This window comes from Pedobacter gandavensis, assembly GCF_014172405.1.
Taxonomy (GTDB): Bacteria; Bacteroidota; Bacteroidia; order Sphingobacteriales; family Sphingobacteriaceae; genus Pedobacter; species Pedobacter gandavensis.
The window spans coordinates 38818-50397 of record NZ_WNXC01000004.1 but is presented as its reverse complement, the minus strand read 5'-3'; the positions used below and the strand labels follow the sequence as shown (position 1 = coordinate 50397).

Annotated in this window: 11 protein-coding genes and 1 tRNA gene; 6 read left to right on the top strand and 6 right to left on the bottom strand. The window is 38.7% G+C overall.

Annotated features, from left to right (window positions below; all coding sequences use genetic code 11):
- Positions 1-150 precede the first annotated feature (150 nt).
- From GM920_RS12545 to GM920_RS12525, 5 genes are all read right to left on the bottom strand, one after another.
- A complete protein-coding gene (locus tag GM920_RS12545; protein ID WP_182957713.1) occupies positions 151-3342 on the bottom strand; it encodes an efflux RND transporter permease subunit in 3192 nt (1063 codons plus the stop codon).
- A gap of 38 nt (positions 3343-3380) precedes the next feature.
- Positions 3381-4445, bottom strand: a complete 1065-nt coding sequence (locus tag GM920_RS12540) for an efflux RND transporter periplasmic adaptor subunit (RefSeq protein WP_182957710.1) — start codon at positions 4443-4445, stop codon at positions 3381-3383.
- Positions 4442-5773 (bottom strand): TolC family protein, encoded by a 1332-nt coding sequence (locus GM920_RS12535; protein WP_182957707.1) that lies wholly within the window; start codon positions 5771-5773, stop codon positions 4442-4444. The genes GM920_RS12540 and GM920_RS12535 overlap by 4 nt, the downstream gene beginning before the upstream one ends.
- A gap of 53 nt (positions 5774-5826) precedes the next feature.
- Positions 5827-6432 carry a TetR/AcrR family transcriptional regulator gene (locus tag GM920_RS12530; protein ID WP_182957704.1) on the bottom strand — a complete coding sequence of 202 codons (606 nt, stop codon included), beginning with the start codon at positions 6430-6432 and terminating at the stop codon, positions 5827-5829.
- A gap of 116 nt (positions 6433-6548) precedes the next feature.
- Positions 6549-7157: a TetR/AcrR family transcriptional regulator gene (locus tag GM920_RS12525; RefSeq protein WP_182957701.1), complete on the bottom strand. Its 609-nt coding sequence runs from the start codon at positions 7155-7157 to the stop codon at positions 6549-6551.
- Between the two features lie 151 nt (positions 7158-7308).
- On the opposite strand from GM920_RS12525, the gene murB reads away from it, so the two are divergent.
- From murB to GM920_RS12505, 4 genes are all read left to right on the top strand, one after another.
- Positions 7309-8325 (top strand): UDP-N-acetylmuramate dehydrogenase, encoded by a 1017-nt coding sequence (gene murB / locus GM920_RS12520; protein WP_182957698.1) that lies wholly within the window; start codon positions 7309-7311, stop codon positions 8323-8325.
- Between the two features lie 169 nt (positions 8326-8494).
- Positions 8495-9025 (top strand): RNA polymerase sigma factor, encoded by a 531-nt coding sequence (locus GM920_RS12515; protein ID WP_062546813.1) that lies wholly within the window; start codon positions 8495-8497, stop codon positions 9023-9025.
- A 120-nt stretch (positions 9026-9145) separates the two neighbouring features.
- Entirely contained in the window at positions 9146-9817 is a 672-nt protein-coding gene (locus tag GM920_RS12510; RefSeq protein ID WP_182957696.1) for a lycopene cyclase domain-containing protein, read from the top strand.
- Positions 9817-10050, top strand: coding sequence for a cytochrome b5 domain-containing protein (locus GM920_RS12505; RefSeq protein ID WP_182957693.1), 234 nt, complete (start codon positions 9817-9819; stop codon positions 10048-10050). The genes GM920_RS12510 and GM920_RS12505 overlap by 1 nt, the downstream gene beginning before the upstream one ends.
- A gap of 73 nt (positions 10051-10123) precedes the next feature.
- Here GM920_RS12505 and GM920_RS12500 read toward each other — a convergent pair whose 3' ends face one another.
- Positions 10124-11044, bottom strand: coding sequence for a PfkB family carbohydrate kinase (locus GM920_RS12500; protein ID WP_182957690.1), 921 nt, complete (start codon positions 11042-11044; stop codon positions 10124-10126).
- 145 nt (positions 11045-11189) lie between these two features.
- Here GM920_RS12500 and GM920_RS12495 point away from each other — a divergent pair.
- Positions 11190-11266 (top strand) — tRNA-Asn (locus tag GM920_RS12495).
- A gap of 74 nt (positions 11267-11340) precedes the next feature.
- The gene (locus GM920_RS12490; protein WP_182957687.1) at positions 11341-11577 is read left to right on the top strand and encodes a hypothetical protein; all 237 of its coding nucleotides are present in this window, start codon (positions 11341-11343) and stop codon (positions 11575-11577) included.
- The last annotated feature ends 3 nt before the right edge of the window (positions 11578-11580 follow it).

Below are 11580 nucleotides of genomic sequence, written 5' to 3'. Positions count from 1 at the left end.
ATTGTTTTGATATAAAGAAGGAACCTCACAGCAATGTGGGGTTTCTTTGTTTACAGTGGTTCTAGAGGAAGAGCAGAGGAAATTAAAATCGGTTTATAAAAAAAGAGGAATTTGCAACTGCAAATTCCTCTTTTTTTTGAGCTGGTCGGTTTAGTGTTTACCGTCCAGATCGTATTCTTTAACGTCTTTATGGTCGTATGGTTCTGCGATCAGTTCTTCCATTGATTGGCCTTTTTCATTGAAGCCAAACTTGGTTAAGATGTTATCAAAGATCTGATACATTACCGGTACTACGATTAGCGTTAGGAATAGGGAACTGGTTAGTCCACCTACGATTACCCATGCCAGACCGTTTTTCCACTCCGCACCGGCACCACTGGCCAATGCAATAGGAAGCATACCGATTACCATGGCGATAGTGGTCATTAAGATTGGACGTAAACGTGCATGGTTGGCTAGGATAAGCGCTTCATGCGTCGATTTACCTTCTGCTTTCATCTGGTTTGTAAAATCGACCAGGATGATCGCATTTTTCGCTACCAGACCGATCAGCATGATCAATCCTAAGATCGTAAAGATACCCAATGAGTTGTTGGTGATCGCTAGCGCCAGTAAGGCACCGATTACCGATAAAGGAATCGAGAACATCACCACCAAAGGATAAACAAAACTGTCGTATAAGGCAACCATGATCAGGTATACCAGGATAACAGAAGCCATCATGGCGATACCTAAAGTACCGAAACCTTCACTTTGGTTTTCCTGGTCACCACCCCATACATAACTCACGCCAACTGGTTTTTTCAGTTTGCCATTATTTTCAAGTTCTATCAATTTATTCTGTAGTTCTGTTACGATGGTACCTGTTGGTCTACCGATAGATTGAGCTTTTACAGAAACAGAAGTACTTTTATCTCTACGTTCCAGCTGACTTGGGCCTGAACCTTCTTTAATGTCTGCGAACTGAATCAGTTTGACTTTCTCCCCTTTATCATTGATAAAAGTCAGATTTCTTACGTCGTCAATGTTACGACGGTTGAAGGCTTGGAACTGGATGTTGATGTCATATTCGTATTCACCTTTACGGTATTTACCGTCTGTATTTCCACTAAATGCAGTTTGCATGGTCATACCTACGGTTTGTAGGGTCAATCCTAAGGCAGCCATTTTATCACGGTCTACCTGAACATTAATCTCCGGACTACCTTTTTCTACAGATAATTTCACCTCTGCAGAACCTGGGATGCCTCTTAAGACTTCCATTGCACCTTCTGCATATTTCATAGCGCTATCCAGATCGGAGCCCATAACTACCAGGTCAATCGGTGCATTTTCAGCAATACCTAAAATACTGATCGGTACTGTTTTTACTTTTGCACCAACCAGGAATTTCGACAATTCACGACTCACTTTTGTGGCATAAATATCAGATGCATCTTTACGATCCTTGCGTTCTACTAATTTTACGTTGATCTCAGATTTGTAGGCAGTAGCTTGAGAAGCACCCATATCACCACTGGATTGTCCAACGGTCGTAATCATTTGAGTGATCTCTGGTTTTTTCACTAAGAAAGCTTCAGCTCTTTGTGTGAACTGATTTGTTTTCTCCAGAGAGGCATCTTTAGGAAGCTCAATTTGTACCAGGAACTCTCCTTTATCACTCTTCGGGAAGAATTCTGTACCGATGAAACCACCGATGGTTAATCCACAAGAACTCAATAGCAGCATAAATACCCCAATAATGGTGATGGCTTTATGACGTAAGGTCCATTCTAAGATACCAGTTACCCAAACCGTAAATTTATGTAATTGCTTTTCGAACCATAAAATGAAACGTCCGAAAGCATTTTTACCTTCAATTTTTTCCAGTTTACCGAAACGTGAAGACAATAATGGAACAATGGTAAATGAAGTAACCAATGACAATAGGGTTGCGATAATTACCACCACACAGAACTGACGAAGGATGTTAGAAACTAATCCTGAACTCACTGCAATCGGGAAGAATACCACTACAATTACCAAAGTAATCGAGACTACAGTAAATCCAATTTCTGCGGTTGCATCATAAGCTGCACGAACTCGGTTTTTACCCATCTCCATGTGTCTGTAGATATTCTCCAATACCACAATCGCATCATCCACCAGAATACCTACCACCAGGGATAGTCCAAGAAGGGACATCAGGTTTAAGGTATAGCCAAATAAGCTCATCCCGATAAATGTAGCAATCAGGGAAGCTGGAATGGATACCATTACAATTGCCGCGTTACGTAAACTGTGGAGGAAGAACAACATCACGAAAGCTACCAGGACAATTGCCATGATTAAATCGTGGATTACCGCATCTGCTGATTCCAAGGTAAAGATGGAACTATCGTTGGCGATGATAATTTTTAAGTCGTTGGCTTTATAGTCTTTTTCAAGGGTAGCTACAATTTTGTGCATGCCTTTACTTACTTCTACCGCATTCGCATCTGATTGTTTGATGATCTGGATCGCGATCGCACCTTTTCTATCGATACGTGCGATTTTCTCTACTTCTTTTTGTGCATCCTGAACGTCAGCAACATCGCTTAATCTGATTTGTGCACCAGTTTTGCTGGTGGCAACAACCAGGTTTCTCAACTCATCTACCGATTTAAATTTACCGGAAAGACGGATCAATACATCCTGATTTTCCGTTTTCACACTTCCAGTAGGGAAGTCAAGGTTGGAAGTGAGGATTGCTTGTTGAATTTGTGGGATAGAAAGGTTGTAACCTTCAATTTTAGCCGCATTCAATCCAACTACGATTTCACGTTCAGAACCACCAACCAGGTTGACTTGCGCTACACCTGAAACCCTGGAAAGGATTGGCGCGATACGTTTATCGATCAGGTCATAGAACGCGGCATCATCCATTTTTGCGGATGCTGACATCGTGATCACCGGTAAATCATCCAGCGAGAATTTATTCAAGGATGGTTGCTTTACATCAGTTGGTAAATCCGCAAGGATTGAGTTTACTTTACGTTGGGCCTCATTCAATGATAAATCCACATTGGCTTTATCATTTAGCGTGATGGTCACAACGGATAAACTCTCATAAGATACAGCGTTCAGTTTCTTAATGTTTTCCATGGAGGAGACGGCATCTTCAATCTTCTTGGTGACGGTATTCTCCACCTCATTAGGTGAGGCTCCTGGGTATATTGTGGATATAGAGACTACGTTATTAGAGAACTTTGGTAATAATTCATAGCTCAGGCTAAAGTAGCTCAATAGCCCCATCAGCGTTAGCGCGGTAAAAACCACGATAACGAGTGTTGGGCGCTTTATAGAAATTTCTGTTATTTTCATCAGAATAGTTTTGTTATATATTCATGCTAAAGTGTTGGTTATTTTACAGGAACAACCGGCGTTCCATCAACCAAGTTGATTTGTCCACTGGTGATCACTGTTTCGCCTTCTTTCAGACCTTCCAGCACTTCCACGTTTTCTCCAAGAATTCTACCTGCTACTACTTTACGTAATACTGCTTTATTTCCTTCACCTAATACAAATAGCTGATTACTACTTACACTACCGAAGAATGCGCCACGAGGGACAATAATGGTAGGGGCAAGGTGTGGGAATTTGAATACAGCAGTACCGTACATACCTGCTTTAATGGTGTTTTTCTTGTTGTTTTCTACTAAGATTTCAACTGGAAAATTTAGGGAAGCATCTGCTTTTGCTGCGATAAACGTGATTTTTCCTTCAAAGTTATCTGTTGGGAAAACATTTGCTTTGATCGGCACCTGATCGCCAAGATTTAAGTTAGCTACCTGTGATTCGTCTACGTTTACTTTTAGCTTCAATTTAGATACATCTACCAATTCAAACAATTGTGTGCCTTGTGCATTTGCATACGCACCAACTTCCACATATTTTTTGTTCACAATACCATTGATAGGAGACCTCATGTTTGCATCGCTTACTCTTTTTTGTGAGCTTTGTAGTCTTAGTCTTGCGTTTTTAACTGCAAGTTTTGCCTGATCTAATTGTTGTTGTGTTACCCCACCCGTTTGGAAAGAGCTTGCGTATCTTGCTTCATCTCTGATCGCATTTTGTAGGTTTGCTTCTGCAGTTTCTTTGTCTGTATTTAAGATTTCTGCGTCTATGCGTGCCAATGGCTGGCCTTTCGTTACTCTGTCACCTTCTTTTACGTAAATAGCGGTCACACGACCTGCGATTTCCGCCATATAATTCAATTCCTGGATAGGAGCAAAAACACCATTAACACTGAAATCAAGATTAATAGGTTCTTTTTTTGCTACTTCCGTACGAACAGAAACTGCACCGCTACCTTCCGCAACAATTGCCGTTTTCTCTGCATTTTTCTTTTTGTTGTTTTTCAACACCAGGGCGATCCCGGCTATGGCAAGTATGATTACTAAGGCTGTAATGATTCCTTTTTTCATTGTAGTAGTGATTTTATATTTCCGTTTGATTTGATTAATTGAATTTCGGCAATCTTATAGTTCAATAAGGCCTGGGTATAGCTGTTTTGTGCTTCAGTAAGTGCATTTTCAGTATCTAATAAATCTGTTAATGCAGCAAGACCATTGTTGTAATTGTTTTGAGTGCTGTTGTATATCTCCTGAGCAAGCAATACGTTTGCACGTTGAGAGTTAATGGTGTTCACACTGTTTTTCAATTGGATCTTTGCATTCTCATAAGATAGGTTTAACGCATTGCGGGTTTCTCTTCTGTCTTCTGTGGCTTTTTTCAGGTCTACATCTGCTTGACGAACTCTGGAACGTGTAGCGAATCCATTGAAAATTGGCACCTTTAAGGTTAGGCCAACTGCTGAGGCACCATACCAGAAAGCTTGACCGTTGCTGAATAAATCAAATTTATCGCTTTGTCCGGTGTAAGAGTAGTTTGCCGATAAGGCAAGCGTTGGGTAGTATTCCGCTACGTAAGCTTTGCGTTGTAAAGTAAGCAGGTCTTTTTGAATGTTCAATAGCTTCATTTCCGTTCTGTTTTCCACGTTTACAGAATCTGAAAATTTAGGAAGAATCGGGTTGTGGTCTAATTCTGTTTTAGGTAGATTAATTACGGTTTCTACCGGCATCCCCATAGAGAATTTCAACTGATTTTCTAATTGAACAATGGCATTGGAGGTTTGTTCACGTCTGGTTTCCAGATTGGTGAGGTTTACCTTAATTCTATCTACATCAATTTTTCTGGCCAAGCCATTTTTGTATTGATTGCCAATGATCTTTTCTACCACTTTCACATTTTTGATATTGGTATCAATCACGTTCAGTTGTTGTCTATTTACCAATACCTGGTAGTAATTGTTGGCTACCTGCTCAATGATCTGCTCATCTGTTAATTCCGCGCTGGCATTGTAATAGCTTTCACTGGTTCTTGCTGCTTTTAAGCCGGTAAAAACCTGCTGATTGAACAGTTGCTGATTCAGTTGAACACCGGCATTTGAATTCCATGTTCTTCCCATTTTGAAGGCCAAATCTGGACCTACTACCAGTTGGCCGATGATTGGGTTATAAGTTAGTCCAGCATTTCCAGTTACTGTTGGAAGTGCTTGAGCTCTGATTTCTTCAGTTTTGTAACGGCCTCCTTCAATGTCTAATTTCGCTTTACGCGTATTTGCACTGTTCTGAATGGCGTAGTTTAAGGCGTCTTTTAGAATCAGTGTTTGCTGAGCGCTTGCTACATTAGATAATAACAACCCCAACAGCAGTAGCGGGATGAGTCTTACCTGTTTAATTATAGTATTCATGTTTATTATAATTTGTGGTCTATTGTTATATTAATAATCTCTTAATTCAAGGGTTATTTTAATCCTTTGATGAAAATTTTCGATAAGCTGTGCTGTTTCTCCAGAATGGTTTTCATCTCTTTTTTACTTGGGAACAGTTCTTTATTTCCATGAAGTAAGCATAGAGAGGTAATTCCTGCCTGACTATCCAGATAAAGCTCTGCCATCTTGTGCGGATCTGCGGGGGCTATTTCCCCATTGTCGATTGCCTTTTGTAAAACCTGGGCATGGAAATCTTCGTTTTTGGCTTTCATGGCCAGAAATGAAGCTCTTAGGCTATCGGAATTTAAGGAAGCATCCGGACTTCCACCAGATAGGTGAAGCATGTAGTATTTTTGAAAAAAGCGGTGTCTAATTTCAATAAATGCAGCTAAGCACTCTTCAACTGTACTTTTTGAGGCTTGATCTTTTTCCATCAATTCAAAATAGTCAGAGAAAATCTTTTCAATTACGCCCAAAACCAGACTGCTTTTGTCTGGGAAATAATAGTACAAAGAAGGCTTAGAAACTGATAAGTCGTCTGCTATTTCGTTCATTGTGGTTTTGTTGATGCCATAATGGATGAACCGCTTTATTGCGCCCTCAATAATCAATTCCCTTTTTTTATCTATCTCTACCATTCTACTTTTTTACTTTCTGACTTTTTTATTTCTACAGTCAAAAATACTACCATATTTTTGTAAGTTGGATTTTGTAACGAAAATCTAACTAAACTTACTTTAGGATGACAAATGAATTATGGCTTAGCTCTCAATCCGTCTAAGAAGATATCAGCAAACATTTTTTCTTTTTGAAAGATTTGTTTGAACTGTTCTTTTCCCGGGAACATGTTCTTATCCTTAGAAAGGATATTGAAATGGATACCTGATAGGGCATCAATAAATATTTCGGTGGCTAGTTTGGTATCTGTGATGAAGAACTCTTTATTGGCTACACCCCGACTAAATAAGGAGCCGATAATGATGAATTCAAAGGTTCTTGCTTTATGGAATTTTTCTGCCAGATTCTCTGGAAGTTCATTGCCTATGATTTGGCTGGATTCCAGGATGTTGTAGTACTTTTGGATAAAGGCTTGTCTTTTTTGTAGTAGTTTAAGGACGCCTTCGCTTGCTGTTTTAGTTTTGTCAATAGATTTGACCAGATCTCTGCTGATCACCTGCATGAGGTGTTCTATGGCACTCACATAGAGACTTAATTTGTCAGGAAAATAGTAATAGAGTAATGCTTTTGAGAAAGAGATGTCTTTTGCGATTTCAGTCATGGTTGTTTTTGCTAAACCATAATGGGCAAAACGCTTCAAAGCTGCCTCAATAATTAAAATTCTCTTTTTATCCTGATTTTCCATTTAAATTTTTTGTTCTCCTTTCTAAATAAAACCTGTTTTTTAACAATAGAGACGAAAAATAGTCAATTTTTTTAAATATTTATTTAATCATCTTGATTCCAGTCCTGAACAATTACATTTGTAGCCTATAGCAATTCAGTTCATTTTACCTATGACCATCTTCCAACAACACACTTCGTTAAAACCTTATAATACGTTTGGTATCGCTGTTAAGGCCCTTTATTTTGCAGAGGTAGTTAGCCTTTCAGACTTGCAGGAACTCCTGTCTTCGGAGCTCATTAAAACACAGCCTTTGTTGATTTTAGGAGGTGGTAGCAATGTGTTATTTACCAAAGATTTTGAGGGATTAGCGGTTAAAGTGAGCATCCCAGGTATTTCAGCGGTAGATCAAGGGGAGGATGTGATCGTGACTGCAGGGGCAGGAGTAGTTTGGAATGATTTTGTCAACTATTGTGTACAGCATGGTTATGCCGGAGTAGAGAATTTAAGCCTGATTCCGGGCACAGTTGGTGCTTCGCCAATACAAAACATTGGTGCTTACGGCGTAGAGTTGAAAGATGTATTTGAATCTTGTACGGGGATGGAAATCAGTACCGGTATTTCCAGGTCGTTTAGCCATGCGGATTGCCAGTTTGGTTATCGAGATAGCATTTTTAAAAATGAATTAAAAGGACAGTACCTAATTACTGAAGTGCGCTTCCGCTTAAGTCGTGTAGCGAAAATTAACACGCAATACGGAGCGATTCAAGAGGAGCTTGCCAAACGTGGAATCAGCAAGCCAACCATCGCCGATGTATCTGCAGTTGTTGCGCATATCCGGGTGAGTAAATTACCTGACCCTACAACTATTGGGAATGCGGGTAGTTTCTTTAAAAATCCAGTAATTTCCGCTTCTGATTTTAAAAAGCTTCAGGATGATTTTCCGGAAACAGTTCATTATCAGGTGGCTGGTGGTAAGGTGAAACTTGCTGCAGGCTGGCTGATTGAGCAATGTGGCTTCAAAGGCAAGGTCTTTGGACAAACTGGTACCTGGAAAAATCAGGCACTGGTACTGGTTAACCATGGACAGGCTACTGGACAGGAAGTGTACAGTTTTTCAGAAAATATTATAAATACCGTGGAGGCCAAGTTTGGTGTACGGTTAGAAAGAGAAGTAAATATTTTGTGACACAGGGCTCTTTGTCATAGCCAACCCCGAAAAACAATTTCTTAATATTGCTATTGATTTTTTGGTACTAATGTTGTATAGCATTTGGTGTGTAAGATTAAACAAACTAGCGAGCGCCACTCATAAATCTTTGTTTGTTTGCCTTTTTAACCTTAAAACTTAAAACATTATGACAAAAAATGAATTCAACCTCCAACTAAACGATCATTCTGTTTCGTTGCAGTCATTCGCTTTAAATTTTACTAAAGATATTGAGGATGCAAATGACTTAGTACAGGACACAATGTTGAAAGCTGTAACTTACTACAGCAAATTCAAAGAAGGTACTAATTTAAAAGGGTGGCTGTTTACCATCATGAAAAATACCTTTATTAACAACTACAGACGCTTAGTGAAAACTAACGCATTAATTACCAAATCCGACGATATTTCTTCCGCTAATTTGCACTATAGTGCCTCTAAAAATACAAGCGATAGTAAGTTCATTATAGGCGATATCAATAAAGCTTTAGCCACGCTTCAACCAGAGTATTATGTGCCATTTATCAAATATTTTGAAGGGTATAAATACCATGAAATTGCGGAGATCTTAGACATCCCTATTGGAACTGTAAAAACCAGAATCCATGTTGCACGCCAGATCCTTAAAAAGTATTTGAAGACTTATTCTAAAGAAATTTTAGGAGCAGAAATCATGTGAATTTTGAATAAACAATATATAGATGCCTTGGCGCTTGCGTTAAGGCATTTTTTGTAGGCTCAAAAAAGAAAATTGGTAAATGGGGTCAAAATCATATTTTTGGGCTTAACTAATTTATAAATGAACCTCACCTATCTGTTATTGGCCTTGGGCATGCTGATTGTTCCCATCTTGCTGCTCTTGGTTAAAAAAACAAACTTTTACCAAACGATAAAATTTGCCCTTCCAGCAGTTGTCATTACCGGATTGATCTTCTCTTTTTTCGCAACGTTATTTGTGATTTTTGGTGCATGGGATTTTAATCCTTCCTATTTATCAGGAACCCGTCTTTGGATTATTCCAATTGAAGAATTTCTTTTTTATATGACGAGTTGCCTGGCAGGAATTTCCATTTATCAAGCCCTAAATGTGTTTTTTCCAAACAATGCGCTGGATAAATTCAGCTTGTCATTTAGTAATCTAATGCTTGGAATCTGTATTGCTATGCTATTTTTTGCACACTTGAAATGGTACAGTACAGTTTCATTTGGCGTATTATTCGTCTTGATTTTTTATATTGAATACCTAAATAAATTAAGGTTTAGCTACCAATTTTACCGAGGTTATCTGGTAAGCTTGGTGTTATTCTATATTGGTTATGGAATAATTTCTGTGCTCCCCGTGATCTCTTATAAGGACACGCTTGATTTAAGAATTGGGGCGATTCCTTTTGAAAGTCACTTTTATTTCATGGGAATGCTATTGTTGAGTGTTTATTTTTATGAATGGTTTAAAAGTAGGTTTAAAGCGTAATGGAGCTACCTCTTTACACCAAACAACAACTTGCTCTTCGCAACGGACAAGATAAACCGGAGATCTGGGTAGCTTATCTGGGCTTTATTTACGATGTTACGGAAAGCCGTCTATGGCGTAATGGAAAGCATTATGAACATTGGGCAGGACAAGACCTGACAGAAGAGCTCTCCGATGCACCGCATACAGAAGGTGTTTTTGAAAAGTTTAAGGCTGTTGGAAAATTGAAATGATCATTTAAATTCATAAAAAAACGGAGTGTTCCATGGAGCACTCCGTTTTTTGTTTTACAATTGAGCCGTTTATTTAAGCCTCAATTGTAAATGAGCTTAGTTTCACAAATTCCTGAATACGTGTAGCTACTTCTTCGTCTGTCAGGTTAAGAATTTTTTCTGTTCCAAATTTCTCTACACAGAAAGAAGCTAAAGCAGAACCGTAGATGATTGCATTCTTCATGTTGTTGAAGTTGATGGTACCTACTTTTGCCAAATAACCAATAAAACCACCTGCGAAAGTATCTCCTGCTCCAGTTGGGTCAAATACCTCTGCCAATGGCAATGCTGGTGCAGAGAATATTTTATCTTCATGGAACAACAATGCACCATGTTCACCTTTTTTAATGATCAGGTATTTTGGACCCATGGTTAGAATTTTCTTTGCGGCTTTCACCAAAGAATATTCTCCAGACAATTGACGTGCTTCTTCATCATTAATAGTCAATACATCAACCAATTTGATGGTTTCCAAGAGGTCGTCCATCATGATGTCCATCCAGAAGTTCATGGTATCCAGAACGATCAGCTTTGGTCTGTTTTTTAATCTTTCTATTACTGTGCGTTGAATTACTGGTGTAAGGTTGCCCAGCATCAGGTATTCACAGTCCTGGTAATTTTCAGGAATAATTGGATCGAAATCCGCCAATACATTTAATTCAGTGACTAAAGTGTCTCTGCTGTTCATGTCATTGTGGTATTTTCCTGACCAGAAGAAAGATTTTTCTCCTTCTTTTATTTGTAATCCTTCGGTATCAATTCCGTGTTCATTAAATGTATCAATGTCTTCTTTATGGAAGTCATCACCTACAACTGCGACGATTTTCACCTTATCATAGAAGTAAGATGCAGCTAAACTTGCATAAGTAGCGGCTCCTCCGACTATCTTATCTGTTTTTCCGAAGGGAGTTTCTATAGCATCAAATGCTACTGTCCCTATGATTATCAGGCTCATAGATATTTTCTTAAAATTATTTTAAAATATTTCGCTACAAATATTGCATAAATAAATTAAAACCCCTAATATTGCATTCCCAAAACGAACGAAACTTAATGTTGTTTAAGACTTCAAAAAGACGTTTATTTTGGTTAACCAGTACTCCCGAGTAGCTCAGCTGGTTAGAGCATCTGACTGTTAATCAGAGGGTCACTGGTTCGAGCCCAGTCTCGGGAGCCAAATTGCAAAGCCTTTCAGTGAAAACTGAGAGGCTTTTTTGGTTTTCAGAAAAATTGTATGTTTGATTATAATTAATGTTCTCAGAAAATCTAAACAGCACAAAAGACTGGATGGAGCCGAAGTTATCCATTCATTCCATAATGCACCATAATACAGGTGATGCTTTTACCGCGAAATCCCTGCAAATCTTCCAAGAAAGTATTGAATTGATCAGTGATCTGAATAAGAACTATATGGGCTTGAAAAACTTGACCAGCTCAACAGCAATAATTGATTGGGATTTCTTCAATCTCTGGGAACCAAATAAATAATAA

Bases quoted from the DNA above. Each gene is read 5' to 3' on its own strand.
- GM920_RS12545 (WP_182957713.1), bottom strand. From the start codon at position 3,342: ATGAAAATAACAGAAATTTCTATAAAGCGCCCAACACTCGTTATCGTG.
- GM920_RS12540 (WP_182957710.1), bottom strand. From the start codon at position 4,445: ATGAAAAAAGGAATCATTACAGCCTTAGTAATCATACTTGCCATAGCC.
- GM920_RS12535 (WP_182957707.1), bottom strand. From the start codon at position 5,773: ATGAATACTATAATTAAACAGGTAAGACTCATCCCGCTACTGCTGTTG.
- GM920_RS12530 (WP_182957704.1), bottom strand. From the start codon at position 6,432: ATGGTAGAGATAGATAAAAAAAGGGAATTGATTATTGAGGGCGCAATA.
- GM920_RS12525 (WP_182957701.1), bottom strand. From the start codon at position 7,157: ATGGAAAATCAGGATAAAAAGAGAATTTTAATTATTGAGGCAGCTTTG.
- murB (WP_182957698.1), top strand. From the start codon at position 7,309: ATGACCATCTTCCAACAACACACTTCGTTAAAACCTTATAATACGTTT.
- GM920_RS12515 (WP_062546813.1), top strand. From the start codon at position 8,495: ATGACAAAAAATGAATTCAACCTCCAACTAAACGATCATTCTGTTTCG.
- GM920_RS12510 (WP_182957696.1), top strand. From the start codon at position 9,146: ATGAACCTCACCTATCTGTTATTGGCCTTGGGCATGCTGATTGTTCCC.
- GM920_RS12505 (WP_182957693.1), top strand. From the start codon at position 9,817: ATGGAGCTACCTCTTTACACCAAACAACAACTTGCTCTTCGCAACGGA.
- GM920_RS12500 (WP_182957690.1), bottom strand. From the start codon at position 11,044: ATGAGCCTGATAATCATAGGGACAGTAGCATTTGATGCTATAGAAACT.
- GM920_RS12490 (WP_182957687.1), top strand. From the start codon at position 11,341: ATGTTCTCAGAAAATCTAAACAGCACAAAAGACTGGATGGAGCCGAAG.